This is a genomic window from Allobosea sp. AK1, assembly GCF_006714945.1.
Taxonomy (GTDB): domain Bacteria; phylum Pseudomonadota; class Alphaproteobacteria; order Rhizobiales; family Beijerinckiaceae; genus Allobosea; species Allobosea robiniae.
In genome coordinates this window covers 4,416,672-4,442,803 of the sequence record NZ_VFMG01000001.1, presented here as the reverse complement: position 1 = coordinate 4,442,803, position 26,132 = coordinate 4,416,672, and the positions used below count along the sequence as shown (strand labels likewise).

The 26,132-nt window shown below is 66.3% G+C and carries 25 protein-coding genes; 15 read left to right on the top strand and 10 right to left on the bottom strand.

The window, feature by feature from the left end:
• Positions 1-94 precede the first annotated feature (94 nt).
• Positions 95-1,117, top strand: a complete 1,023-nt coding sequence (locus tag FHT98_RS21330; RefSeq protein WP_142115228.1) for a DUF2336 domain-containing protein — start codon at positions 95-97, stop codon at positions 1,115-1,117.
• Between the two features lie 91 nt (positions 1,118-1,208).
• The gene (locus tag FHT98_RS21325; RefSeq protein WP_061964086.1) at positions 1,209-1,808 is read left to right on the top strand and encodes an outer membrane protein; all 600 of its coding nucleotides are present in this window, start codon (positions 1,209-1,211) and stop codon (positions 1,806-1,808) included.
• Positions 1,809-1,966: 158 nt separating this feature from the next.
• Here the strand turns inward: FHT98_RS21325 and parC are convergent, their stop codons facing one another.
• From parC to FHT98_RS21310, 3 genes are all read right to left on the bottom strand, one after another.
• Positions 1,967-4,213: a DNA topoisomerase IV subunit A gene (gene parC, locus FHT98_RS21320; RefSeq protein WP_061964088.1), complete on the bottom strand. Its 2,247-nt coding sequence runs from the start codon at positions 4,211-4,213 to the stop codon at positions 1,967-1,969.
• Positions 4,214-4,334: 121 nt separating this feature from the next.
• Positions 4,335-5,096 carry a DNA repair protein RecO gene (gene recO, locus FHT98_RS21315; RefSeq protein ID WP_142115227.1) on the bottom strand — a complete coding sequence of 254 codons (762 nt, stop codon included), beginning with the start codon at positions 5,094-5,096 and terminating at the stop codon, positions 4,335-4,337.
• Positions 5,097-5,150: 54 nt separating this feature from the next.
• The gene (locus FHT98_RS21310) at positions 5,151-5,534 is read right to left on the bottom strand and encodes a tautomerase family protein (RefSeq protein ID WP_091855561.1); all 384 of its coding nucleotides are present in this window, start codon (positions 5,532-5,534) and stop codon (positions 5,151-5,153) included.
• Between the two features lie 112 nt (positions 5,535-5,646).
• Between FHT98_RS21310 and FHT98_RS21305 the strand changes: the two genes are divergently transcribed.
• The gene (locus FHT98_RS21305) at positions 5,647-6,486 is read left to right on the top strand and encodes a LysR family transcriptional regulator (RefSeq protein WP_142115226.1); all 840 of its coding nucleotides are present in this window, start codon (positions 5,647-5,649) and stop codon (positions 6,484-6,486) included.
• A 110-nt stretch (positions 6,487-6,596) separates the two neighbouring features.
• Here the strand turns inward: FHT98_RS21305 and FHT98_RS21300 are convergent, their stop codons facing one another.
• From FHT98_RS21300 to FHT98_RS21290, 3 genes are all read right to left on the bottom strand, one after another.
• Positions 6,597-8,807: a RelA/SpoT family protein gene (locus FHT98_RS21300; protein WP_091856134.1), complete on the bottom strand. Its 2,211-nt coding sequence runs from the start codon at positions 8,805-8,807 to the stop codon at positions 6,597-6,599.
• Between the two features lie 288 nt (positions 8,808-9,095).
• Positions 9,096-9,485, bottom strand: coding sequence for a DNA-directed RNA polymerase subunit omega (rpoZ, locus tag FHT98_RS21295; protein WP_061964096.1), 390 nt, complete (start codon positions 9,483-9,485; stop codon positions 9,096-9,098).
• 102 nt (positions 9,486-9,587) lie between these two features.
• Positions 9,588-11,297 (bottom strand): ATP-binding protein, encoded by a 1,710-nt coding sequence (locus tag FHT98_RS21290; RefSeq protein ID WP_142115225.1) that lies wholly within the window; start codon positions 11,295-11,297, stop codon positions 9,588-9,590.
• Between the two features lie 212 nt (positions 11,298-11,509).
• Between FHT98_RS21290 and FHT98_RS21285 the strand changes: the two genes are divergently transcribed.
• Positions 11,510-12,259 carry a pyridoxine 5'-phosphate synthase gene (locus tag FHT98_RS21285; protein ID WP_091855564.1) on the top strand — a complete coding sequence of 250 codons (750 nt, stop codon included), beginning with the start codon at positions 11,510-11,512 and terminating at the stop codon, positions 12,257-12,259.
• Between the two features lie 70 nt (positions 12,260-12,329).
• Positions 12,330-12,731, top strand: a complete 402-nt coding sequence (gene acpS / locus FHT98_RS21280; protein WP_061964102.1) for a holo-ACP synthase — start codon at positions 12,330-12,332, stop codon at positions 12,729-12,731.
• A 107-nt stretch (positions 12,732-12,838) separates the two neighbouring features.
• Here acpS and aqpZ read toward each other — a convergent pair whose 3' ends face one another.
• On the bottom strand, positions 12,839-13,552 hold the full coding sequence (gene aqpZ / locus FHT98_RS21275) for an aquaporin Z (protein WP_142115224.1): 714 nt from the start codon (positions 13,550-13,552) through the stop codon (positions 12,839-12,841).
• A gap of 218 nt (positions 13,553-13,770) precedes the next feature.
• Here aqpZ and lepB point away from each other — a divergent pair, with 218 nt between their 5' ends.
• The 5 genes from lepB to FHT98_RS21250 all read left to right on the top strand — a co-directional run bounded on the left by lepB (position 13,771) and on the right by FHT98_RS21250 (position 17,511).
• Complete coding sequence (lepB, locus tag FHT98_RS21270) at positions 13,771-14,538, top strand: signal peptidase I (protein WP_061964106.1); 768 nt, start codon at positions 13,771-13,773, stop codon at positions 14,536-14,538.
• Between the two features lie 5 nt (positions 14,539-14,543).
• Entirely contained in the window at positions 14,544-15,266 is a 723-nt protein-coding gene (gene rnc / locus FHT98_RS21265; RefSeq protein WP_061965485.1) for a ribonuclease III, read from the top strand.
• Positions 15,259-16,176: a GTPase Era gene (era, locus tag FHT98_RS21260; protein ID WP_061964108.1), complete on the top strand. Its 918-nt coding sequence runs from the start codon at positions 15,259-15,261 to the stop codon at positions 16,174-16,176. Before rnc ends, era begins: the two co-directional genes overlap by 8 nt.
• A gap of 17 nt (positions 16,177-16,193) precedes the next feature.
• Positions 16,194-16,739, top strand: a complete 546-nt coding sequence (locus FHT98_RS21255) for a sugar O-acetyltransferase (RefSeq protein ID WP_142115222.1) — start codon at positions 16,194-16,196, stop codon at positions 16,737-16,739.
• A 139-nt stretch (positions 16,740-16,878) separates the two neighbouring features.
• Entirely contained in the window at positions 16,879-17,511 is a 633-nt protein-coding gene (locus tag FHT98_RS21250; protein ID WP_061964112.1) for a LabA-like NYN domain-containing protein, read from the top strand.
• A 12-nt stretch (positions 17,512-17,523) separates the two neighbouring features.
• On the opposite strand, the gene smpB is transcribed toward FHT98_RS21250, so the two are convergent.
• Together smpB and dapA are read right to left on the bottom strand one after the other, a co-directional pair.
• Positions 17,524-17,997 carry an SsrA-binding protein SmpB gene (gene smpB / locus FHT98_RS21245; RefSeq protein WP_061964114.1) on the bottom strand — a complete coding sequence of 158 codons (474 nt, stop codon included), beginning with the start codon at positions 17,995-17,997 and terminating at the stop codon, positions 17,524-17,526.
• 162 nt (positions 17,998-18,159) lie between these two features.
• Positions 18,160-19,053, bottom strand: coding sequence for a 4-hydroxy-tetrahydrodipicolinate synthase (gene dapA / locus FHT98_RS21240; RefSeq protein ID WP_061964116.1), 894 nt, complete (start codon positions 19,051-19,053; stop codon positions 18,160-18,162).
• Between the two features lie 167 nt (positions 19,054-19,220).
• On the opposite strand from dapA, the gene FHT98_RS21235 reads away from it, so the two are divergent.
• The 5 genes from FHT98_RS21235 (at position 19,221) to FHT98_RS21215 (ending at position 25,375) form a co-directional block, all read left to right on the top strand.
• A complete protein-coding gene (locus tag FHT98_RS21235) occupies positions 19,221-21,299 on the top strand; it encodes a lytic transglycosylase domain-containing protein (RefSeq protein ID WP_142115221.1) in 2,079 nt (692 codons plus the stop codon).
• A gap of 228 nt (positions 21,300-21,527) precedes the next feature.
• Entirely contained in the window at positions 21,528-22,682 is a 1,155-nt protein-coding gene (locus tag FHT98_RS21230; protein WP_142115220.1) for an amidohydrolase, read from the top strand.
• Positions 22,679-23,974: an MFS transporter gene (locus FHT98_RS21225; RefSeq protein ID WP_142115219.1), complete on the top strand. Its 1,296-nt coding sequence runs from the start codon at positions 22,679-22,681 to the stop codon at positions 23,972-23,974. Before FHT98_RS21230 ends, FHT98_RS21225 begins: the two co-directional genes overlap by 4 nt.
• A 13-nt stretch (positions 23,975-23,987) precedes the next feature.
• Positions 23,988-24,413 (top strand): MarR family winged helix-turn-helix transcriptional regulator, encoded by a 426-nt coding sequence (locus tag FHT98_RS21220; RefSeq protein WP_142115218.1) that lies wholly within the window; start codon positions 23,988-23,990, stop codon positions 24,411-24,413.
• 71 nt (positions 24,414-24,484) lie between these two features.
• Entirely contained in the window at positions 24,485-25,375 is an 891-nt protein-coding gene (locus tag FHT98_RS21215; protein WP_142115217.1) for an alpha/beta fold hydrolase, read from the top strand.
• Between the two features lie 6 nt (positions 25,376-25,381).
• Here the strand turns inward: FHT98_RS21215 and FHT98_RS26815 are convergent, their stop codons facing one another.
• Positions 25,382-26,125, bottom strand: coding sequence for a hypothetical protein (locus FHT98_RS26815; protein WP_142115216.1), 744 nt, complete (start codon positions 26,123-26,125; stop codon positions 25,382-25,384).
• Positions 26,126-26,132 lie beyond the last annotated feature (7 nt).

Genomic DNA, 26,132 nt, shown 5'->3' with positions numbered 1-26,132 from the left:
GCCCCGTTGTCCAGATAAAGAGCGTTGTCGCCTTAAGAGTAAATCAAGCCGGACCTGCGCAGAGTGCTGCCACTGCTTTGCCGTGGGAGCCATCATGCTGCGTAACCTGACCCGGATGCCGGCGGACATGTCGTCGGATTCGCGCCGGCAGCTTCTCCATGCCGTCACGGACCTGTTCCTGCTCGACCACGACCCCAACGAGGCCGCGAAGGAGCATTATGGGGAGATCGCGACAGGCTCGCTCGGCCATCTCGGCGACGAGGATCGCAAGGGCTATGCCGACCGCGTCGCCACCATGCCGACCCTGCCGCACAACGTCGCCGTCACGCTCGGCGGCGACAGCAATGCCGAGGTCGCGCGGCTGGTGCTGTCGCTTTCCCCGGTCCTGACCGATACCGACCTCGCCGCCATCGCCGTCAGCCAGTCGCAGCAGCACCTCGTCGCCATCGCCGAGCGTGCGCGCCTGTCCGAGGGCGTCACCGACATCCTGGTCGAGCGTGGCGACCAGAAGGTGCTGCATACCGTCAGCGCCAACGAAGGCGCGGCCTTCTCCGATCGCGGCTTCGACCGGCTGCTCGAACGCGGCGAGGGCGACGCCGCCATCACCGACGCGCTCGCCCGCCGCTCCGATCTCGCGCCGAACCGGGCCCAGCGCGTGCTGCGGATCGTCGAGCAATTCTCTGACGGCGGTGGCTCGACGCCTGCCTCGGACGCGAATGTCTCGCTCGCCCGGCAGGCCCGCCAGCAACGCCTCGAGGTCAAGCTCCTGCTCTCCGACCTCGCCGCCAAGGTGCGCGAAGTCGACGACGTGCTCACCATGCTGGCGGACGAGGATCGCGCCTATCACCTCTCGCAGGTGCTCGCGGAAATCGGCGGCATCTCGATCGAACAGGCGCTGCGCGTGCTGATGCAGCGGGATTCCAGCGGCATCGCCGTCGCCTGCCGCTCGCTCGGCATCGGCGCCACCGCCTTCCGCGCCATCCTGCAATTGCGGGCACGGCGGCTCTATTTCTCGTCCCGCGACGTCGACGACGATGTCGACGCCTATGACAAGCTCGATCTCGCGACAGCGGAACGCACCCTGCGCTTCCTCAAGCTCAGGACCAAGATCGGCTGAGCCGCAGCCGGGCCCGGCCACAAAACCGCGACATTCGCCCCGCTCCATGCTAGCTTCCAACGGGGCACGCTGTCGCGAGGACGCTTTCGACGTGAGATTTCCGCTTCTTTCCGCCGCGACGCTCGCCGCCTTGCTGGGAGCGGGCGCATCGGCTGAGGCGCAGGCGCTCCTGCCTCTCTCCGGCTTCGCGCCGCTGCCCTCCTTCGCCTGGGACCAGCCCAGCCTCTCGCCGAAATGGGAGGGGTCCTATGCCCGAATCTCCTCGGGCTTCCAGGTCACCAGCGGCAAGCACATGCGCACCAGCGCCGGGCCGACGATCGGGCTTGAAGCCGGGACGATGCGGCGGGAAGGCAATTTCGTCTATGGCATCGCCGGCGCGATCGACTACATGCCGGCTATGGGCGGCTACGGCTATCCGAGCTTCGGCAATGCCGCCTATACGCGCGACCTCGCTGGCGCCTTCAAGGTCAAGGCCGGCGTCCTGGTGACGCCTGACGTCATGCTCTACACCACGGTCGGCATGAGCGCGGCCAACGAGACCTGGCGCTTCGGCCCCACCAATTTCTCCTCGCCTTTCAGCCGCAGCAGCATCGCCGTGCGGCCCGAGGCGCGCGCCGGCGTGCTCTGGGCCGTCACCGACAAGATCACGATGGGTCTCGAAGTCGGCGTCGTCGGCGAGGCGATCCGCTGAGGATTTGATTCAGGCGGTTACGGGATTGATTCCGCTTTCCCGCATAAGCTTTTGATCTGGCGTCGTTCTCGGGCTTGACCCGAGAATCTCGTGCCGGGAGTGCGCTGGTTTCCGAGATGCTCGGGTCAAGCCCGAGCATGACGCGGGGTGCCTTCCCCTCATCCCCCGAACGTATTGCTCTTCGGGAAGCCCTTGGGCGGCAGGCGGCCGGCTTCGGCGCGGTGGCCAAGCCATTCCAGCAGATCGGCCTGCGTCACCGTCCAGGTCCGGCCGGAGGTGTCGAGCCAGGTCAGCCCCTCGGCAAGGTTGAAGGTCTTCGCGTCGGAGAGGCCGCCATCCTTGTAGCGCTGCAGGCGCACGCCCTTGCCGCGGCCCATCTCCGCGACTTCCGAGATCGGGAAGCAGAGCAGTTTGCGGTTCTCGCCGATGATCGCGACATGGTCGCCATCGGCCGGCACCGCCAGCACCGCGACCGTCTTGCCATCGACATTGAGCACCTGCCGCCCTTTACGGGTATTGGCGACGACATCGTCGGCCGGCGCGACAAAGCCCCTGCCCTCGCTCGTGACCATCAGCAGCTTCGAGCCCGGCTTGTACGGGAAGGCAGAGACGATCTCGGCCGTCTCCTCCAGTTCGATCATCAGGCGGATCGGATCGCCGAAGCCGCGCCCGCCCGGCAGCTTGGAAGCATCCAGCGTGAAGACCTTGCCGTTCGAGGCCAGCACCAGCACCTTCGCCGTGGTCTCGGTGAAGAAGGCGGTCTGGAGCGCGTCGTCTCCCTTGAAGGAGAAGCTGGAGCGGTCCTGGACATGGCCTTTCAGCGCCCTGATCCAGCCCTTCTTCGAGATGACCACGGTGATCGGCTCGCGCTCGACCATGGCCTGGGTCAGGTCGATATCGGTGGTGTCCGGCATGTCCGCGAAATCGGTGCGGCGCTTGCCGATCGCCGTTTCCGGGCCGAAAGTCTTCTTCACCTGCCGGATATCCCACGCGATCGTCTTCCACTGCGTCGCCTCGGAAGCGAGCAGGCCTTCGACCTGCTCCTTCTCCTTGGTCAATTCGTCGAGCTCGGTCTTGAGCTGCATCTCCTCGAGCTTGCGCAAGGCACGCAGCCGCGTGTCGAGGATCGCGTTGGCCTGCACTTCCGTGAGCTCGAAATACCGCATCAGCTCGATCTTCGGCTCGTCCTCCTCGCGGATGATTTTGATCACCCGGTCGAGGTCGAGATAGACGATCAGCAGGCCGCGCAGGATTTCGAGGCGCTTGTCGATCTGGCCGAGCCGGAAGCGCGAGCGCCGCTGCAGCACCTCGCGGCGATGGTCGAGCCAGGCACGCAGCGCCTCGGCAAGGCCGAGCACGCGCGGCACCAGCCCACCGGTCAGAACGTTCATGTTCATCGAAATGCGCGCTTCGAGCTCGGAGAGCCGGAAGAGCGATTCCATCATCAGGTTGGGATCGACATTGCGGGCGCGCGGCTCGATGACGATGCGGATGTCTTCGGCGGACTCGTCGCGCAGGTCGGCGACCAGCGGCAGCTTCTTGTCGTTGAGCAGTTCGGCGATCTTCTCGATCAGCCGGCCCTTCGAGACCATGTAGGGGATCTCGGTGACGACGACCTGCCAGGCACCACGGTCGAGATCCTCCTTCACCCAGCGGGCGCGGGTGCGGAAGGCGCCGCGCCCGGTGCGGTAGGTCTCCGCCATCGAGGCGCGGGTCTCGACGATGATGCCGCCGGTCGGGAAATCCGGGCCGGGCACGAAGGTCATGAGCTGTTCGGAAGAGGTTTCCGGATGCTGGATCAGGTAGAGCGCGGCGTCGCAGAGCTCGGCCGCGTTGTGCGGCGGGATCGACGTCGCCATGCCGACCGCGATGCCCTGCGAGCCGTTGGCGAGCAGATTCGGGAAGGCAGCCGGGAGCACGACCGGCTCCTCGTCCTCGCCATTATAGGTCTCGCGGAAATCGACCGCGTCCTCGTCGATGCCCTCGAGGAGGAGCCGCGCGACCTCGGTCATGCGCGCTTCGGTGTAACGATAGGCGGCGGCGTTATCGCCGTCGATATTGCCGAAATTGCCCTGCCCGTCGACGAGCGGATAGCGCTGGGCGAAATCCTGGGCGAGGCGCACCAGCGCGTCATAGACCGACTGGTCGCCATGCGGGTGGAACTTGCCGATGACGTCGCCGACGATGCGGGCGCATTTCTTGTGGACCTGGCCGGGGTCGAGCCGGAGCAGCCGCATCGCGTGCAGGATGCGACGGTGGACCGGCTTCAGCCCGTCGCGCGCATCCGGCAGGGCGCGGTGCATGATGGTGGAGAGCGCATAGGCGAGATAGCGCTCTTCGAGCGCCGATTTCAGATCGATGCGCTCGGCTTCATCTTCCGGCGGCGGATCGACCGGTTTGCCCATGCTGCGTCAGCCCTCGTCTCGTCGTATTTCGCGCGGTCTCTATGGCACAGCGCGAGTCGCCCCGCCAGAACAATGCAGGTACGAAGCGGCCCGCGCAAACGCGGAAGCCGCTATTTCGCGCTTAGTCGGTGGATGATTCGGCCGAGGGCGAATTCGCCGCAGCGCGCGTCGCCAATTCGACCAGTCGCGCCCGCTCCGGAGGCTCGCGCAGGCCGCGCGGCTCCAGGATGTGGCGGCGCAGGAAGAAGCCGGTCAAGGCGAAGCCCGCGAGGATATCGGCCGGCGAAGGGCGGCGCCCGCCCTGCCCCTCGACGAGGAACGATGGCAGCTTCAACAGGCGATCGAGATAGGGTTGCGCTGCCCGCCGGCTGACGGCCTTGCCAGATTTCGGCGAGACATGGCTGAGATCGTCAGGCGAGCCGGTGACGGCGCAGCGCGCCAGATCGAGCCCGAAGCCGAGTTCGGTGAGCATCGCCAGTTCGAAGCGGATGACCAGGGCCGGCGCCATCTCCGCCTCGTCGAGATGAGCGACGAGAACGGAGAGCCCTTCATGGAGGCCAGGATGCGGATCGCGCTCCGGCAGGAGGCGCAGCAGCCCGGCGATGGTGCCGAGCCCGTAGAGCGCGACCGGCGCGGCGATCAGGCGCGCGGCATGCGACGTCAGCAGCTCGACCTTGTATTCGCCGAGATGCTCGTCGAGCCGGGCGCGCCAGGTCAGCGAGACATGGTTGCCTGGCTGGAGCGAGGCTTGCGCCTTGGCCGAGCGCCCGCCCCTGACCAGGCCGAGATGGCGGCCGTGCCCGCGCGTCATCGCCTCCAGGATCACGGCGCTCTCGCCATGAGCCTTGAGGCCGATGATCGTGCCCTCGTCGGTCCATTCCATGAGGACAGGATTTAGGGCAGGAGCGCTTCGGAGGGAACCGCGGGCGCAGCGCCTTCAGGCTACGTATTGCGCGATGCCGCCGCCGAAGGACCAGTCCTCGCGCTTGACCTCGACGAGGTTGATGAAGACGTCGTCGGGCCTGAGGCCTGGTTCGCGGGCGAGGTTCGCGGCGATAGCCGCATAGAGCTTCTTCTTCTGCGTCACGCCGCGGGTATTGGCGACGGTGAGCTGAATGATCACCAGGCTCTCGCTGCGGTTGAAGCCGAAATAGTTGGCGTCGAAGACGAATTCGTCGGCATCGTGCTGGTGGACGATGGCGAAGAGGTCCTTCTCGGGAACCTCGAAGGTCTCGCGCAGCGCCTTGTAGACGCCGTCGACGATGGCGGCGGGCTCGGAGGCCGGGCGGCCACGGCGCATGGAAATCCGGATCAGGGGCATGGCTCGTTTCCTTGTCGAGGCGCGACAGCGCCTTTCGAAGGCAACCCTAGGCCAGCTCCAATGATCTGAAAACTACATCTACCTGTATATCAATGATATGATATCATGATGTATGACTTCACTGGATATCGACGCCGTCGCCTCCTTCCTGCGCGCGGCCGAGCTGAAAAGCTTCACCCGCGCCGCCGAGGCGCTCGGCACCACGCAGTCGCTGATCAGCACGCGCGTGAAACGGCTGGAAGACGGGCTCGGCCGTTTGCTGCTGCAGCGTCATCCCCGGCTCGTCCGCCTGACGGCCGAGGGCGAGCGTTTCCTGCCTGCCGCGCGCGACTTGCTGGCGGCGCATGGCAAGGCGCTCTCGGCCTTCACGGTGGCGCCGGAGCATATTGCGGTCGGCATCAGCGAACAGGCTGTTGGTGCCGAGGTTCCGGCGGTGCTGGCGCGCCTGGCCGCCCACGATCCCGGCATCGTCATCAATCTCAGGATCGAGCCGTCACGGGCTCTGGAGGAGGCATTCGAGCGGGGCGAACTCGATGTCGTGGTCGTCCGCCGGCTTGGGCCGGGCCGCACCGGAGAGGTCCTGCGCGATGATGCCGTCGGTTGGTTCGCGGCACCCGATCTCGTAAGGCAAGCCGACGCGCCGGTGCCGCTCGTCAGTCTCGTCGCCGAATGCCGCCTGCGCCGGCACAGCATGGATACGCTCGATCGCGCCGGTATCGCCTGGCGCGAGGCCTTCGTCGGCGGCGGCATGGCGGCGGTCGCGGCCGCCGTTCAGGTCGGGCTCGGCGTCTCGCCGCTGGCCGCGCGGATCGCACCGGCGGGCAGCGTGGATGTCGGGCCCGCATGGGGCCTGCCCTCGCTCGGCGGATCGCAGGTCGTGCTCAGAAGCAATGTCGCGACGCCACGCGCGGGCGCCTTCGTGCGCGAGTTGGCGGCGGCGTTCCGGGGATAAACCCGTCATTCTCGGGCGACGCGCAGCTTCGACCCGAGAATCTCATAACGAGACGGGCTGGTTTCCGAGATGCTTGGGTCAAGCCCGAGCATGACGGCGTTGGCAGCGCCCTACCCGACCACGCGCTCGACGCGGCTGATCACACGCTTCTCGCGCAACTCGCTGATGATCGCCGAGAGGTGCTTCAGGTCCCAGACCGTGAGGTCGATGGTGACGTCGGTGAAGTCCGGGTTCGGCCGGTTCATCGAAACGGAGTCGATGTTGCCGTCATGCTCCGCGATCGTCGTGGTGATCTGGGCGAGCGAGCCGGGCTCGTTGATCGACTTCAGGGCGATGCGGGCCGGAAAGCGCTGCGGCGCCTTGTCGTCCAGATCCCAGCGGACATCGAGCCAGCGGTCGGGCTCGTTGTCGAAGGCGGCGAGCGCCGGCGACTGAATCGGATAGATCGTCACCCCCTCGCCCGGCGTCAGGATGCCGACGATGCGGTCTCCCGGCACGGCCCCGCCCTGCGGCGCGAAGCGCACCGGCAGGTCGCCGCCAAGGCCCCGAATCGGGATGGCGGTATCCGGCTCCTCGCCCGGCAGTTTGAACTTGAGGTTCTCGCCCTTGCGCAGTTCGAACCAGCCCTTGCCATCGGCAGCGGCGCCCGGCTTGCCCTCAGTCGAGACACGCTTCTCCGGTTCGAGATCCGGGTAGACCGCTTTGACCACGTCGCCCGAATACATCTCGCCGCGCCCGACTGCTGCCAGCACGTCGTCCACGGTGTTGCGGGCGAGGCGCTTCAGCGCCGCCTTGAGCTTGTCGTCCGAGAAGGCGCGCTCGGCGCGCGAGAAGGCGCGTTCGAGAATCTGGCGGCCGAGGCCGGCATATTGGCGGCGGACCGCGGTGCGGGTGGCACGGCGGATGGCGGCACGGGCCTTGCCGGTGACGACGAGCGATTCCCAGGCGGCCGGAGGGGCCTGCCCGTCGGCGCGGGTGATCTCGACCTCGTCGCCGTTCTGCAACTCGGTCAGCAGCGGGGCGATGCGGCCATTGATCTTGGCGCCGACGGCGCCGTTGCCGACATCGGTATGGACGGCATAGGCGAAGTCGATCGGCGTCGCGCCGCGCGGCAGGGCGATGAGCCGCCCCTTCGGTGTGAAGCAGAAGACCTGGTCGTGGAAGAGCTCGAGCTTGGTGTGTTCGAGGAACTCTTCCGGGCTGTCGCCCTCGGCCAGCAGGTCGACGGTGCGGCGCAGCCATTGATAGGCGCGGCTCTCGTCAGCCAGGCTGATCGGCTCGCCGGCCCGGCCATCCTTGTAATGAGCATGGGCGGCGATGCCGTATTCGGCGATGCGGTCCATGTTGTCGGTGCGGATCTGCAATTCGACGCGGCTATGGCCGGGGCCGACGACGGTCGTATGGATCGAGCGGTAGTCGTTCTGCTTGGGCGTCGAGATGTAGTCCTTGTAGCGGCCCGGCACCATCGGCCAGGTCATGTGGACGATGCCGAGCACGCGGTAGCAATCCTCCGGCTTCGCGACGATGACGCGGAAGCCGAAGATGTCGGAGAGCTGCTCGAAGGAGACGGATTTCCGCTCCATCTTCTTCCAGATCGAATAGGGCCGCTTGCGGCGCCCGAAGACCTCGGCCCGGATGCCACTGGCGGCGAGCTTGCCCTTCAGGTCCTCCTCGATCTCGCCGATGACCTTGCCCTCCCGCACGGTCACCTCCTCCAGCCGCTTGGTCACGGTGGCATGGGCCTCGGGCTTGATGTGACGGAAGGAGAGTTCCTCCAGCTCCTCGCGCAGTTCCTGCATGCCCATCCGCCCGGCGAGCGGGGCGTAGATCTCGATCGTCTCCTCGGCGATGCGCAGGCGCTTCTCGGGCGGGACGAAATGCAGGGTGCGCATGTTGTGCAGCCGGTCGGCGAGCTTGACCAGCAGGACGCGGATATCCTCGGCGATGGCGAGGAGCAGCTTGCGGAAATTCTCGCCCTGCGCCGCCTTCTTCGAGACGAGGTCGAGCTTCTTGATCTTGGTGAGACCATCGACCAGCCGGCGGATATCCGGCCCGAACATGCTCTCGATCTCTTCGAGCGTCGCGGTCGTGTCCTCGACCGTGTCGTGCAGGACGGCGGCGACGATGGTGGCGTCATCGAGCTTGAGATCGGTCAGGATCGCCGCGACTTCGAGGGGATGCGCGAAGAACGGATCGCCGGAGGCGCGCTTCTGCGTGCCATGCGCGCGCATGGCATAGACATAGGCCCGGTTGAGCAGGTCCTCGTCGGTATTCGGATTGTAGCTCCTGACCCGGTCAACGAGCTCGTATTGCCGCATCATGCCCATGCGGGCCCCAGCCTCATCCTGCGATCATTGCAACACATTATTATTTGCACAGGCATTGGCGGCAGCAAGGCGTTTTCCGGAAGGGGGCCATGAAAAAAGCCCGGCACTGCCGGGCTTTAGCGGGAAACGGTGAACAATCGATTCACATTCGATCAGCGCACCGGATTTCCCTTCCAGAGTATCGGACTGAATATCGTATTCAGTCCGATACTCTGGTTCTTTGGTCTTGCATCGGCTTTGTCCGAAAACCGCGTGCCACTTTTCGGGCCGATGCTCTGAGGATCAGTCCTCGTCGTCGGCGCTCTCGGTCGGCGGCACGAGGCCGTCGAGGCCGCGCAGAAGGTCTTCTTCGCTCATCCGGTCGAACTGGACTTCGCTGTCGGGCGTCGCAGCGCTGGTCGGGCTGGCGAGCAGCGGAACGGTCTCCAGCTCCGGCTCATCGACCTCGACATGCTTCTGCAGCGAGTGGATCAGGTCTTCCTTCAGATCCTCGGGCTTGAGCTTCTCGTCGGCGATCTCGCGCAGTGCGACGACGGGGTTCTTGTCGTTGTCGCGGGTGACGAGGATCGACGAGCCCGACTGGATCATCCGCGCGCGGTGGCTGGCGAGCAGCACCAGCTCGAAGCGGTTCTCGACCTTGTCGATGCAGTCTTCAACGGTAACGCGAGCCATGGCCGGCTTCTTCCGATCTCAGCGATGCAGGGAATGGATTGAGCACGGCCTTACAGGCAAAGCCACAGCGATGCAAGAATTTCACTCGCCGCCGGCACCGTGTCAGGAGCCCATGCGGCGCACCATGTCGTCCAGCGTCGGTTCGAACCGGCTCGTGCCCTCGCCGCCGCGCGCGCCCATCGCCGGCAGCTCGTGCGGCTTGAGCTCGGCGAAGCGCATCCGCATCGTGGTGGCGACGCCCTCGCCGAAGGCGATCGCCTCGCGATTGCCGATCGAGGACAGGAAATTGATCGTGCTGGCGGAGGCGTCGGAGATCGCTGAGCGGATGATCTGCTGGTCGCGCTCGTTGGCCAGCCGCATCGCGAAGATGGTCGAGCATTGCGACAGGATGGTCGGGTCGAGCTCGCCGGGGCGCTGCGTCACGATACCGAGATAGGCGCCGTATTTGCGGCCTTCCTTGGCGATGCGGGCAAGGGCCTGGCGCGTCGGGGAGAAGCCGAGCGAAGGGTCCGAGGGGACATAGCGATGCGCCTCCTCGCACAGCACCAGGATCTCGCAGGCGCCCTGACTGGCGGTGGCGAGATCGAAGGCCAGGCGCGACAGCACCGAGGCCACCGCATTGACGACCTCGCCCGGCAAACCGCCGAGCTGGAACGCCGTGATCGGCCGGCCATGCATCGGGATGCGGAAGATCTGGGCCAGGATCGGCGCGACGGTCTCGTACATGTTCGCCCGCCCGAACATGAAGCGGTAGCGCGGATCGGCATGCAGCGATTCCAGCCGCACCTTGAGCGAACGCAGGGCCGCGCGGGGCCAGCGCTGCTCGTGCAGGCCGATCAGCTCGTCGATGACCGTGAAGACGTCCTTCAGCCGATAGGGGGTGACCGCATCGACAGGCCCGACCTGCGGTGTATCGGCCGACTGGCGCGCGATGCCGAGATCCAGCGGACGCTTCAACAGGCTCGAGCCGAGATCGCGCGCCCTATCCTGCGCATTGGGCATGCGGTAACGCGCCCGCGCGGCCGAGACGACCTCGCGCAAGATGTCCGGCTCGTCGTCGAGGGCGGCGCGCGCCCGAAACACGACATCGGCCAGCTCATCCTGCTTGAACATCCAGAATGGCAGATCGAGGCTTTCGCCGTCGATGGTCAGGGCGAGGTCGGGAAAGGCGCTGGAATATTCGTTGTGCGGATCGAGGATCAGCACGCGCAGGCGCGGCCGGACGGAGACGGCGCGGCGCAGCAGCAGCGCAACCGCGCTCGACTTGCCGACGCCGGTGGTCCCGACCAGGGCGAAATGGCGCGAGAGCATGTCCTGGACGCTGACGGTCGCAGGGATGCTCGCGTCCTGCGTGACATGGCCGATCTCGACGCCGGCGCGGTCGCCGAGGTCGTGCACGAGCGCGAGATCGCCGGAGCGGATGCGATGGGCGATCGCGCCGATCGGCGGAAAGTTGCTGATGCCGCTCTGGAAACGCAGCCGGCCCTCAGCGCTTTCCAAGACCTCGCCAAGAAACTCCACCTCGACCCGGATCGGGTTCTCCTCCGCCTCGTTCCAGGCGTCGTCGACGGCCTGCAGCTTGTAGACCAGCGCGACGATGCGGCTCGAACCCAGGTTGATCGACACCATACGGCCGATGGCCCAGGCATCGGTCGCCAGCCAGTTGCCGGTCGAGACCGCGCTGAGGATCGTGGCACGCGAGCCGTCGCAAGCGATGACGCGGCCGAGCGCCCGATCCGGCGGCTGATGGCCATCGCGCCTGTCCGGCTGAACATCCGTGTGGAAAGTCGCGTTCTTCAGTGGGAGTTGCATCGGCCCGATTGAATTCTGCAATGTCGGATGTCGACGTTACGGAGTTCCGGTTACGATTACCTTCACGCGGAGCGTTTATTCCGCTTCATCGAATGGTAATGGTTCGGCACGCTTTCGGACCGATCACAATTCGTGAGCCCGGCATCACAATCCCTGCATTGAGCCGGTGCGCTGCTTTCGTCTAAGCAGGACGCAAGAACACAGGGGGCATCATGGCCGATCGGCTGCGTCTTGGCATCAATATCGACCACGTCGCCACGGTGCGAAACGCGCGCGGAGGCGCCCTGCCCGACCCGCTCCGGGCGGCGCATCTCGCGATTGCCGCCGGCGCGGACGGCATCACCGCCCATTTGCGCGAGGACCGGCGCCATATCCGCGACGCCGACATGGAGCGCCTCGCCACCGAACTGACCAGGCCGCTCAATTTCGAGATGGGCGCCACCCCCGAAATGATCGCGCTGGCGGAGCGGCTGAAGCCGCATGCGGCCTGCCTCGTGCCGGAGAAGCGCGAGGAGCGCACCACGGAGGGCGGGCTCGATGTCGTCGGGCAGGAGAGCCACCTGACGCCGGCGATCGCCCGGCTGAAGGCGGCCGGCTGTCGCGTCTCGCTGTTCATCGAGCCGGACGAAGCGCCGATCGCAATGGCCGCCAAGCTCGGCGCGCCGGTCATCGAACTGCATACCGGGAGCTGGTGCCATGCCGTCCTGGATGGCGAGGCAGCGAAGGCGAAGGTCGAGTTCCAGCGCCTGGCGGACGGTGCCGCCCTGGGTGCGAAGCTCGGCCTCGAGGTCCATGCCGGGCACGGGCTCGACTACGACACGGCCCGCTCGCTCGCCCGGGTACCGGCCTTCGTCGAGTTCAATATCGGCCACTTCCTGATCGGCGAGGCCATCTTCATCGGCCTCGAAGCGGCGATCCGTCGGATGCGGCAGGCGATGGACGAGGGGCGCGCCGGGGGCTGAACGACCGCTCCCCGCCTTTTCAGCTCCGGAAGCGGTTCCTGTCGGGCGAAAAGCGCGCTACATCGCGAGCATGATCCTCGGCATCGGCTCCGACCTCTGCGACATCCGCCGGATCGAGCGCTCGCTCGAACGCTTCGGCGATCGTTTCACCGAACGCGTCTTCACCGAAGGCGAGCGCACGAAATCTGATCGTCGCGCGACCCGTGCCGCCTCCTACGCCCGCCGCTTCGCCGCCAAGGAGGCCTGCTCGAAAGCGCTGGGCACCGGCTTGCGCGCCGGTGTCTTCTGGCGCGACATGGAGGTGGTCAACCTGCCGGGCGGACGCCCGACGCTGCGCCTGACCGGAGGCGCCGCCGAGCGGCTGAAGGCCATGACCCCACCGGGCCATGAAGCCTTCGTCCATGTCTCGCTGACAGACGATCCGCCTTTGGCGCAAGCCTTCGTGGTGATCGAGGCCCGGCCGGTCGCCTGAGGCACCCTCGCTTCGTGCGAAAGCCGCCGCCATTCCGGGGCACCGCATCGCGATGCGCCCGGGACGACGGCGGCTTTCCTTGAGGCTCTACCTGCCTGCCCGGCCGCTCAGCGGCCGGTGATTTCGCCTTCAGGCTCGTTGCTCAGCCAGCGATAGATCACGCCGCCGAGCACGCCGCCGATCAGAGGCGCCAGCCAGAACAGCCAGAGCTGCTGCAGCGCCCAGCCACCGACGAAGAGCGCCGGGCCGGTGCTGCGGGCCGGGTTCACCGAGGTGTTGGTCACCGGGATGCTGACGAGATGGATCAGGCAGAGACCGAGGCCGATCGCCAGCGGGGCGAAGCCGGCCGGCGCCTTGCCATGGGTCGAGCCCATGATGATGAAGAGGAACATCATGGTCATCACGACTTCCATGAGGAAGGCCGAGACGAGGTTGTACTTGCCGGGCGAATGCTCGGCATAGCCGTTCGAGGCGAAACCGCCGGCAAGATCGAAGCCCGGCGCGCCGCTGGCGATCTGATACAGAACGGCCGCCGCCACGACGGCGCCGACCACCTGCGCAATGATATAAGGAATGACCTGCCCCGTCGGGAAGCGCCCGCCGGCCGCGAGGCCGACCGTCACCGCCGGGTTGAGATGGCAGCCGGAGATATGGCCGATCGCATAGGCCATCGTCACGACCGTGAGGCCGAACGCCAGCGAAACGCCGAGCAACCCGATACCGACATTCGGAAATCCCGCGGCGATGACCGCACTGCCGCAACCCGCAAAGGTCAGCCAGAACGTGCCGATGGCTTCGGCGGCTAATTTCTTCGTGCTCATGAATGATTCCCCCATTAACGCGCAATCGTGATGCTGTTGGCGAAAATCCGGGCCGTCAATCTGCGTCCGAGGCAAAAGCCGCCCTGATATCGCCACTCTCCCATTCTCGATTCGCATGCGCCATCCGCCGATGCCCTCCTCCTCCCGCTCTTGCGCGTTGTCGCAGGCGCGATAGTCGGCTAGACCGCGCGCAGGATCGCAGCCTCAGGAGCGCCCGCGTGGCCAACGACGTCGACAGCAAAAGCAAGGCGGCCAAGGAAGAGGGCGGTGTCCTCGAGACGATCAAGGTCGTCGTCCAGGCGCTGCTCATCGCGCTCGTCATCCGCACGCTGCTGTTCCAGCCGTTCAACATCCCGTCCGGCTCGCTGATTCCGACGCTACTGATCGGCGACTATCTGTTCGTGTCGAAATACACCTACGGCTATTCCAAGCACTCGATCCCGTTCAGCCCGCCGCTGTTCTCAGGGAGGGTCTGGGCGGCCGAGCCGAAGCGCGGCGACATCGCCGTGTTCAAGCTGCCGAGCGACAATTCGACCGATTACATCAAGCGCGTCATCGGCCTGCCCGGCGACCGCATCCAGATGATCGACGGCATCCTGCACATCAACAACACGCCCGTGAAGCGCGAGCGCATCGCCGATTTCGTCACGACCGACAATTGGGGCCGCAGCGCTCCGGTGATCCAGTATCGCGAGACCCTGCCCAACGGCGTCAGCCACCAGATCATCGAGCGCGAGGGCGATACCGGCACCTTCGACAACACGCAGGTCTTCATCGTGCCGCCCGGCCATTTCTTCATGATGGGCGACAACCGCGACAATTCGCTCGACTCGCGTGATCGCAGCGTCGGTTTCGTGCCGTTCGAGAATTTCGTCGGGCGAGCCGAGATCATCTTCTTCTCGATCGACGACGGTGCCTCGGCCTGGAAGATCTGGGAATGGCCCTCCACGGTTCGCTGGAGCCGCCTGTTCAGCTCCATCAAGTGAGCAAGGTGGGCGACGGCGGGCGCAAGGCCCCGGATACGGCGCGGCTCGAGGCCGTGCTCGGGCATCGTTTCGCGGACCAGAGCCTTCTCGCGACGGCGCTGACCCATATGAGCGCCGAGGACTCGCGGCTGGCGAGCTACCAGCGCCTTGAATTCCTCGGCGATCGCGTGCTCGGCCTTTCGGTCGCCGAATTGCTGTTTCGGCAGTTTCCGCAGTCTGAAGAAGGCAATCTCTCGCGCCGGCTCGCCGATCTCGTGCGCAAGGAGACCTGCGCGGAGGTGGCCGAAGGCTGGAATCTCGGCCAGTTCATGCGGCTCGGCGAAGGCGAGATTCTCGGCGGCGCCCGCAAGAACAAGGCGATCCTGGCCGATGCCTGCGAGGCGATCATCGGCGCGGTCTTCATCGATGGCGGTTACGAGGCGGCGCGCGCGCTGATCGAGCGCGCCTTCGGCGAACGCATGCTGAAGCCGGTCCGACCCTTACGCGACGCCAAGACCGCGCTGCAGGAATGGGCGCAAGGCAAGGGCTATCCGACGCCGACCTATAGCGAGCGCGGCCGCTCCGGCCCCGACCATGCGCCGGTCTTCGTCGTGGCCGCCAAGATCACGGGGCTTGCCGACGCCGAGGCGCGCGGCCCTTCCAAGCGACTGGCCGAGCAGGCCGCGGCCGAAGCCTTTCTCAGGCGAGAGGGCCTGTGGAACGACAACCCGGAAGGCGACAATGTCTGAATCCGACCAAGCCACGCACTGCGGCTTCGTCGCGCTGATCGGCGCGCCCAATGCCGGCAAGTCGACCCTGCTCAACCAGCTCGTCGGCGCCAAGATCTCGATCGTCTCGCGCAAGGTGCAGACGACGCGCACGCAGGTGCGCGGCATCGCCCTTTCCGGCACGGCGCAGGTCATCTTCGTCGATACGCCCGGCATCTTCGCGCCCAAGCGCCGGCTCGACCGCGCGATGGTGACGAGCGCCTGGGGCGGCGCCACCGATGCCGACCTGATCGGCGTCCTCGTCGATGTCGCGCGCTTCGACCATGAGGAAAACACGGCGCTGTTCGAGAAGCTCGCCGAGCTGAAACAGCCGAAATTCCTGATCCTCAACAAGATCGACACGGTGCCGAAGGAGAAGCTGCTCGAAATCACCGCCAAGGTGAACGAGCTCGGCAGCTTCGAGACGACCTTCATGGTCGCGGCGCTGACCGGCTACGGCGTCAAGGACATCCTGGCCTGGCTGGAGAAGCGGCTGCCGCTCGGCCCCTGGCTCTATCCGGAAGACCAGATCTCGGACGCGCCCCTGCGCTTCCTCGCCGCCGAGATCACCCGCGAGAAGATGTTCGAGCGGCTGCACGACGAACTGCCCTATCGCTCCACCGTCGAGACCGAGAGCTGGCAGCAGAAGTCCGACGGCTCCGTCCGCATCGAGCAGACGATCTATGTCGAGCGCGAAGGCCAGCGGAAGATCGTGCTCGGCGAAGGCGGCCAGACGATCAAGGCGATCGGCCAGAAGGCCCGGGTCGAGATCGCGGAAGCCGCCGAGGCCAAGGTGCATCTCTTCCTGTTCGTGAAGGTGCGCGAAAACTGGAGCGACGACCCGGAACGCTATCGCGAGATGGGGCTGGAATTTCCGAAGGGCAAAGGCTGAGCGGCACGGAAGGCGCGATGCGCAGCGAGAAGGACAAGATGCTGGCCGGCGAGCTCTATCGCGCCGACAGCCCCGAACTCGTCGCTGACAATCTCCGTACCACCGCCTGGATGGAGCGCTTCAACGCGCCCGGTACGGCGCCAGAACAGCGGCTGCCGTTGCTCCGCGAGGCGCTCGGTCACGTCGGGCAAGGCGTCGTCATCCGCCCGCCCTTCCATTGCGATTACGGCTACAATATCAGCCTCGGCGACGGCGTTTTTCTCAACTTCAACTGCATCATCCTCGACGTTGTCGCGGTCACCATCGGCGATGGCACGCAGATCGGGCCCGGTGTCCAGATCCTGACCGCCGATCATCCGCGCGATCCCGGCCGGCGCCGGCAGATGCTGGAATTCGGGCGCCCCGTCAGCATCGGCAGCAATGTCTGGATCGGCGGCGGCGCGATCATCCTGCCCGGCGTCACGATCGGGGACGATGCCATCATCGGCGCGGGCAGCGTCGTCACGCGCGACGTGCCGGCCGGCGGCACCGCGGTCGGCAATCCGGCGCGCCTGCGACCCTGACGTAACGGAAAACCGGACTGCGTCAGTGTGCCACGGCCGCTCCTTGTAACTTGTCAAATTTCAGTCGCAAAACGACATTGTTAGAACGCGTTTGGTGCCCATTTTCATACCTAAAGATATTTTAGCAGGAGTGATTGCCATGAGCGCCGCACCGCGCATCGCGCTGTTCATCGACGGCGCCAATCTCTACGCGACTTCGAAGCAGCTCGGCTTCGACATGGACTATCGGCGCCTGTTGCGGGAGTTCCAGGGCCGCGGCAACCTGATCCGCGCGTTCTATTTCACCACATTGGTGGAAAGCGAAGAGTATTCCTCGATCAGGCCGCTGGTCGACTGGCTCGACTACAACGGCTACCGGGTCATCACCAAAGCCGCGAAGGAGTTCACCGACGCCACTGGCCGGCGCCGCGTCAAGGGCAACATGGATATCGAGCTGGCGATCGAGATGCTCGAACTCGCGCCGCATCTCGACCAGATCTACCTGTTCTCCGGCGACGGCGATTTCCGGCCGCTGGTCGAGGCCGTGCAGCGCAAGGGCGTCAAGGTCTCGGTGGTCTCGACGATCTCGACCAACCCGCCGATGGTCTCGGACGAGCTGCGCCGGCAATGCGACGAATTCGTCGACCTCGCCCAGCTCATGCAGAAGATCGGCCGCGACCCGGCCGAGCGCGCCAGCCGCACCGGGGCCGGCGCCGCACCGGGCACTCCCGGAAACCCGTCACTGGAGCGGCGCTACGGCATTCGCCAAGGCGACGAGCCGGTCGAGGGGTGAGGCCAGCGGCCTTTACCCGCCCGTCTTCAGCAGGCGCTGCTTGTCGCGGTTCCAGTCGCGCTCTTTCTCGGTCTCGCGCTTGTCGTGGAGCTTCTTGCCCTTGCCGAGGCCGAGCTCAACCTTCGCCCTGCCCCTGTCGTTGAAGTAGACCTTGAGCGGGATCAGGGCCATGCCCTCGCGCTGGACCGCGCCCATCAGCTTGTTGATCTCCCGCCGGTGAAGCAGGAGCTTCCGCGGCCGGCGGACCTCGTGATTGAAGCGGTTCGCCTCGAGATATTCCGGAATATGGGCGTTGAACAGAAAGAGCTCCGTCCCCATCGGGCCGGCATAGCTCTCTCCGATCGTCGCCTTGCCGCCGCGCAGTGACTTGATCTCGGTCCCCTGCAAGGCGATGCCCGCCTCCACGGTTTCCTTGATCTCGTAGTTGAAGCGCGCCTTGCGGTTGTCCGCTGCTAGGCGATAGCGCTCCGGATCAGGTTTCTTCATGCCGTTCCGCTAAATCCATGCTGCTCGACCGGCGCTGCCAGAACCTGAGATCCGATTCGGGATCGGCACCCAAGCGCCTGGAAACGCCGACCTTGTCGTTCTACCGCCCGCCGCGATCGGCCAGCGAATAACCGCGCCAGGCGGCGCGGCCACCTATCTCACTTAAGCATTCAACAGCCCGGCGAAAACCATGGCCTCGCGAATGACCTTGCCCGTCGCCGGGGTCACCGGCATCAGCGGCAGGCGGACCTCCTCCTCAATGCGGCCGAGCAGCGCGAGGCCATGCTTGGCCCCGGCGAGGCCGGGCTCCTTGAAGATCGCGTCATGCAGCGGCACCAGCCGGTCCTGCACCTTCAGCGCCCCCGCATAGTCGCCCTTCTGGACGGCCTCCATCAGGTCGGCGCAAAGGCGCGGCGCGACATTGGCGACGACCGAGATGCAGCCATGGCCGCCGGCCGCCATATAGGACAGCGCGGTCATGTCCTCGCCCGAGAGCTGGATGAAATCCGCGCCTAAGGCGTGGCGCTGCTGCGAGACGCGGGCGAGATTGGCGGTCGCGTCCTTCACGCCGGCGATGTTCTTGAGCTCGTAGAGCCGCGCCATCGTCTCGACCGACATGTCCACCACCGAGCGCGGCGGGATGTTGTAGATGATGATCGGAATCCCGATCGCATCGTTCACCGCCTTGAAGTGCTGGTACATGCCCTCCTGGGTCGGCTTGTTGTAATAGGGCGTGACCACGAGCACGGCATCGGCGCCGGCCTTCTCGGCATGAACGGCGAGGTCGATCGCCTCGATCGTGTTGTTCGAGCCGGCGCCGGCGATGACCGGGACGCGGCCCTTGTTCTGGTCGATGACGATCTCGACGACGCGCTTGTGCTCGTCATGGGAGAGCGTCGGGCTCTCGCCGGTGGTGCCGACGGGCACGAGCCCGGTCGAGCCGTTGCCGATCTGCCAATCGACCAGCGCGCGCAGCGCCGCCTCGTCGACCTTGCCGGCTTTGAACGGCGTGACCAGAGCGGGCATCGAGCCGGTGAAGGCAATGTGCTTGGTCATGGGACGATCCTGGGACGAAAACGCGGGTTGCGGGGCCGCCACACATAAACCGTCATCCCGCCAAGGCAAAGCCGGCAAGCCATGAAAATGCGTGGCCTCATAGTTAAGCGTTCATCAACCCGCTTCCCCGACCATCACAGATATCCGTTCGAGCCTGGAGTTCCGCCATGGCCTCGCCTGCCGCCGCGAGGAGACTGATCGGCCTGCTGCTGCCTGCCCTGCTCTCCGCCTCGACGACGCAGGCGGGCGACGACGGCATGCTCGCCAGCCAGCGCAAGCTCGCCATGCTCGGCGATGTCGAGACGACGAGCGCGCTGCCGCCCTATCCCGCCGACGCCTTGCGTGGCGAAAGCCCGATCAATGCGGAGGCCGTCAAGGCGGCTGTCGCCGCCTATCGTCGCAATGCGCTTGCCGAGGGCGACGATCTCGCTGCGCGCATCGCCGACCGCACCGCGCGTTCGCTGCTCGAATGGGTGGCGATCCATGCCAATGCCGGCGCCGTTCCCTTCACGCGGATCGACGCCTTCCTGCGCGAGCATCCGAACTATCCGGCCACGACCCGTTTTCGACGCCGCGCCGAAGAGGCGCTGATCGCCGAGAAGAAGAGCCCGGCGATCGTGCGCGCCTTCTTCCATGGCCAGCAGCCCGTCTCGGCGGCCGGGCGGATCGCGCTGGCGCTCGCGCTCAAGGAGGAAGGCAAGGCCGAAGAAGCCGCCGACATCATCCGCCAGAGCTGGCGCAAGGATTCGTTTGGGCAGGCGCTCGAAAAGATCGTGCTCAAGGATTTCGAGGCGGCGCTGACCAAGGACGATCACCGCCTGCGCACCGAGCGCTTCCTGTTCCGGGAGAGCGGTCAGGCGGCTCTGCGCAATGCCGCCCGGGTCTCGCCCGATTATATCGTGCTGGCCAAGGCGCGGCTGGCGAGCGCCAAAGCGCGTCGGCCGATCTCCGAGAAACTGATTTCAGCGGTGCCAGCCTCACTGCGCGGCGATCTCTCCTTCGCTTTCCTGCAGGCCCAGCAGGCGCGGCGGGGCGACAAGCTCGACGATGCCGTGAAGGCGCTGACCGCGATCCCGCGCGACCCGGCCCTGCTGGGCGACGGCGATGGCTGGTGGGAGGAGCGGCGCATCATCGCGCGCAAGCTCCTCGATGCCGGCCAGCCGCAGAAGGCCTATGAGGTTTCGTCCGGTCACGGCGCCGAGGATGCGGCCGAGCGGATCGAAGCCGAATGGAGTGCCGGCTTCGTCGCGCTGCGCTTTCTCAAGAAGCCGGATGTGGCGCTGAAGCATTTCGACGCGGCAGCGGGCATTGCCGAGACGCCGATCTCGGTCGCACGCGCCACCTATTGGCAGGGCCGCGCCTATGAGGAACTGGGCAAGGCGGACGAGGCCAGGGCCGCCTATGGCAAGGCCGCGGAGCAGCCGGTCGCCTATTACGGGCAGCTGGCCCGGGCGAAGCTCGGGCTACCCGGCCTGCCGCTGCGGCGCACGGTCGCCGCCGGGCTCGAGACCCTGCCAGGGCACCGGGCCGTGCGCCTGCTCTATCGTATCGGCGAGCGCGACCTCGCCACGCTGATGCTGAAGGACCTGGCGCAGCGCCTGCATACCACCGAGGCGCTGGAGGCGATCGCCGCCATTGCCCGGCGCGAGACCGATGCGCGTGCGCTGGTCGGCATCGGCAAGGCGGCGCTGCAACGCGGCTTCCCGCTCGACATGGCGGCCTATCCGGTCGACGGCATCCCGGAATTCGACGTGCTCGGCGATCCGATGGAACGCGCCATCGTCCATGCGATCGCAAGGCAGGAGAGCGCCTTCGACCCGACCGCGATGTCGCATGCCGGCGCGCGCGGGCTGATGCAGATGATGCCGGCGACCGCGCGCGAGACGGCGCGCCGCGCCGGCCTGCCCTTCGACTGGCAGAAACTGGGCCAGGACCCGCTCTATGCGGCGCGGATGGGCGCGGCCCATCTCAACGACCTGCTCAAGGAGTGGCGCGGCTCCTATATCCTGACCTTCGCCGCCTATAATGCCGGCTCGCCCAATGTGAAGAAATGGATCGCGGCCTATGGCGACCCGCGCGATCCCGAGGTCGACGCCGTCGATTGGGTCGAGCGCATCCCCTTCTCCGAGACGCGCAACTACGTCCAGCGCGTGATGGAGAACCTGCAGGTCTATCGCGAGCGGTTGAACCAGCGCACGGCCTACCTGATCGACTACGACCTGAAGCGCGGCGGCAAGCGGGACTAGCAGCGCTTCTTCCCAATCGCACGGTCATCCCGGACAAGCGGCGTCAGCCGCGCCGATCCGGGATCCATTCCGGAGCCTTTCCAATACTCGCTCCGGAATGGATCCCGGCTCTCCGCTTCGCTGCGCCCGGGATGACAACCGTCGTTGTCCAGCCCGGCAACGATCTTCCCTGAAGATTGCAATATTTGAAACTTTCAACTACCTCTGCGGGGCAGCGGAGGAATTTCGATGCTGCAAGACATTGCCGATTTCGCGCCCACGCTTGAGGCCTGGCGCCGCGACCTTCACGCCCATCCGGAAATCGCCTTCCAGGAATTCCGAACCTCGGATTTCGTCGCGAAGACGCTCGCCTCCTTCGGCATCGAAGTGCATCGCGGACTCGGCGGCACCGGGCTCGTCGGCGTCATCAGGGGCGCAGCGGAGGGGCCGGCCATCGGATTGCGCGCCGACATGGATGCGCTGCCGATGGAGGAGGATACCGGGCTCGACTACCGCTCGACCACCAAGAACCAGTTCCATGGCTGCGGCCATGACGGCCATACTGTGATGCTGCTCGCCGCGGCCCGCCATCTCGCCGCCAATCCACCGAAGCGCGGCAAGGTCCATCTGATCTTCCAGCCGGCCGAGGAGATTGGCCAGGGCGCCGAGCGCATGATCGCGGACGGCCTGTTCGAACGCTTCCCCTGCTCCGAGGTCTACGCGCTCCACACCATCCCGCTCTACGAGGAAGGTACCGCCGCGGTGCGCCCTGGCCCGACGCTGAGCGGCACGACCGTGTTCGAGATCACGATCAAGGGCAAGGGCGGCCACGGCGCGGCGCCCCATACGACCGATGACCCGCTGCAGGTCGCGGCGCGGCTCGCGACCGAAATCGCCTCGATCGTCGGCCGCCATGTCGACCCAATGCAGCCGGCCGTGATCAGCCTCGGCAAGCTCGTCGCCGGCACGGCCTCGAACATCATCCCCGACTCGGCCGAGCTCAGCGGCACGATCCGCACCTACAATCACGAGACGGAGGCGCGCATCGTCGACAAGCTCGACGCGGCCTGCCGGGGCTTTGCGATGATGTCGAACTGCACGATCACCTGCGTGAAGAAGGCGAGCTGCCCGCCTTGCCTCAACGACCCCCGTGCCGCCGCGGCTGCGGCCGCCGCGGCGGGACAGGTGCTCGGCGAGGCCAATGTGCAGACCGACCTGACGCCCCTGCCCTTCTCCGACGATTTCGCGCTGATGCTGCGGCAATGGCCCGGCGCCTATATCTTCCTCGGCCAGCCCGGCGCGATGTGCCACCATCCGACCTTCGATTTCGACGACCGGCTGCTGCCGGTGGGCGCCAGCATCCTGTGCCGCCTCGTCGAGCGCCAGACCGGAGCCAACGCATGACCGCCGCCGCAATCCAGGGCGCCGAGCCGCGCTCCCCAGCCATGGTTCGCCGCGCCGTGATCTCCTCGGTGATCGGCAACGGCCTCGAATGGTACGATTTCCTCGTCTACGGCTTCTTCGCCACGGTGATCGCGCAGGTCTTCTTCCCGACCTCGGACCCTCTGGTCTCGGCGCTGCTGACGGCGGCAACCTTCGCGATCTCCTTCCTCGTCCGCCCGGTCGGCGGCGTGCTGCTCTCGACCTATGCCGACCGCTTCGGCCGCAAGCCGATCCTGACCGTGATGATCCTGATCATGGGCTTCTCGACCGTGCTGATCGGGCTGACGCCGGGCTATGCGACGATCGGCATTCTCGCACCCATCCTCGTGATCCTCGCCCGCATCCTGCAAGGCATCTCGGTCGGAGCCGAGTTCGCCTCGGCCACCGCGATGCTGGTCGAATATGCGCCGCCCGGCCGCAAGATGATGTTCGGCAGCTTCCAGATGTGCTCGCAGGCGCTGGCGCTCGCGCTCGCGGCTTTCTCCGGCTATGCGCTGGCGACGCTGCTGACGCCAGAGGATCTGCAGAGCTGGGGCTGGCGCATCCCGTTCCTGCTGGGCTCCCTGATCACGCCGCTCGGCTTCTATATCCGCCGCTTCGTCGACGAATCCCCGGAATACGAGAAGGACACCAAGCAGAGCAGCGGCCAGACGCCGTTCCGCACCGTGCTCTCCGAGCATCGCAACGCGCTGCTGCGCTGCTTCGGCATCATGATCCCCGGCACGGCCTCGAACTATGTCTGGTTCATCTTCCTGCCGGGCTATGTGATCCGCCAGCTCAAGCTGCCCTTCACCAGCGCCATGCTGAGCTCTCTGATCGGCGGCATCCTGCTCTTCATCTTCGTCCCGATCATGGGCCATCTCGCCGATCGCTGGAGCGCCTTCCGCGTCTGGCTCCTGGGCATGCTGAGCTTCGCGCTGCTCTCCTATCCGCTACTCGCCTATGTCGTGGCGCAGCCGAGCTTCGAGCGGCTCCTCACGGCGCAAGCGATCTGCGCGCTCTCGATCGCCGCGATCTGGGCACCAACGCCGGGTCTCCTTGCCGGCATGTTCCCGACGCAGGTGCGCTCGACCGGCATGTCGATCGCCTACAATGTCGTGGTGCTGCTGTTCGGCGGGCTCGCGCCCTTCACCCTGACCTGGCTGGTGGCGAAGACCGGCTCCGACATGGTTCCGTCCTATTATCTCCTCGCTTGCACGGCAGTCTCCCTGCTTGCGCTGGGCTTGGCGAACCGGACGCGCACCCAAGGCTGAGCAAGGGGGCAAGATGGCCCGCGACTCGTTCCTGACCTTCCGGCTCGACCAATTGAGCCAGACCGCGATGGCGAAGGCCTCGCAGGTCTACAAGGAGCGGCTCGGCCTCAATATCCGTGAGCTCAGGGTGATGCGGGCCATCGGCGACCAGCCGGGGCTGTCGTCCCGGGCCTTGTCGGAAGCGACCTTCATCGAGCAGACGCTGATCTCGAAGCATCTACGCAAGCTGGTCGATGCGGGGGTGGTCCAACGCGCGCTGGAAAGCGCCGATGCGCGGCGCGTGGCGCTGCATCTCACCGCGCAAGGCGAAGTCATCCGCGAGGAAGCCGACCGGCTGGGCAAAGAGATGGAGCGCGATTTCCTCTCGATGCTGACACCGCAGGAGCTCGCCCAGTTCAACCATTGCCTCGCGAAGCTGCAACGCTGGGGCGCTTCCTGAACCGAAAGCCGGCTTCCGCAGGCGCCGGCGCCATGGTTAGGTGCGTCCCCCTGCATCCTTCGAGTCCCCTGATGCCCGAATCCGGTTTCACCTCCCGCTTCGTCAGCGCCAGCGACGGGCTCAAGCTGCATTTTCGCGATTACGGTCCGCTTGCCGAGACCGCGCTGCCGGTCGTCTGCCTGCCGGGCTTCGCCCGCACCGCGGCCGACTTCCACGAGCTGGCTCTCGCCTTGTCGCAGGACGAGGCCAAACCGCGCCGCGTGCTCGCGCTCGACTATCGCGGTCGCGGGCTCTCCGGATACGACAAGGACTGGAAGAACTACGACATCCGCATCGAGCTCGACGACCTCGTCCAGGTGCTGGTCGCAAGCGGGATCGAGCAGGCGATCTTCGTCGGCACCTCGCGTGGCGGCCTCCTGACCATGGCGCTGGCGGCGGCACGGCCGGCGATGATCCGCGGCGTCGTCTTCAACGATGTCGGCCCGGTGATCGACGCGCGCGGCCTGCTGCGCATCCGCGGCTATGTCGGCAAGCTGCCGGTTCCACGGAGTTTCCAGGAAGGCGCCGAGATCCTGAAACGGCTCTCCGACCAGCAGTTCCCGATCCTCGGCGAAGAGGAGTGGGAGATGATGGCGCGCCGCACCTGGACCGATCGCGACGGGGCTCTCAGGCCCGATTACGACGTCAGGCTGATGAAGGTGCTGGAAGAGCTTGATCTCGAAGCGCCACTGCCGGTGCTCTGGACCTATTTCGACGCGCTCAAGACCGTGCCGCTGCTGGCGATCCGCGGCGCCAATTCCGATCTCCTGGCGGAGAAGACGCTGGAGGAGATGGCGGAACGCCATCCCGATTGCGAGATCTACACCGCGCCTGGACAGGGCCATGCCCCGCTGCTCGGCACGAAGGACATGATCCGGCGGATCGGCAAGCTGGTCGCGCGTGCTGAGCGGCGCGCCGGCTGATCTGTTTCAGGGTTTCGAACGCCCATCCTCGGCGATGTCGGCGACATTGCTCTGCCCCGCCGTGCCGTCATCGCGCGAGCTTTCGACCTCGCCCGCCTTGGCCCGCCTGGCGAACTCGGTCTCCGTTCCCGCCGCCAGGAGCTTCGCCTGGCCAACCCAGTCTTCGCGCTCGATCCGGCCGGGAAAGGCGAGATAGCCGCCAACCCATTCGACGTTCTCGGAGGTCCAGCTGGCAATCTGCTCGAAATGCCAGATGCCGAGGCCATGCAGACGGCCCTCGTTCTGCCGGCCGATGCCCTTGATCAGCTTCAGGTCATCAGCCTTGCCGTCGTGGGCCGCGACGAATCCTGCCGGTCGCTGACCGGGCAGTTCAGCCTCGTTCTCGACAGGCGGCAGTTGGGCCTGTGGTCGCGCGGGCGATACTGCCGGCGAAGAAGCGGCCGCGACGGGCGCGACACCAGCCTGCGAAGCCCGCAGGGCGGCCGGCTTGCGAAGAAGGCTCGCGCAGACGCAGCCCACCCAGTAGGCCGCCGTGAACAGCAGCGCGGTCTCGACCCAGGTCGCCAGCATGCCGTTCAGAAGCTGCAGCCAGGTCAACGCGGCGCCGGCGATCCAGAATGCGGCGACCACGGTCCAGGCGCCGCTCCAGAAGCGGGTCTTGCCGCCATCATGGCTGATCCAGCCCATGGCGAAGCCGAGGCCGAAGGCTGCGACCAGGAACCAGAGGAACTGGCTGGCGAGATAGAGCATGTCGGAC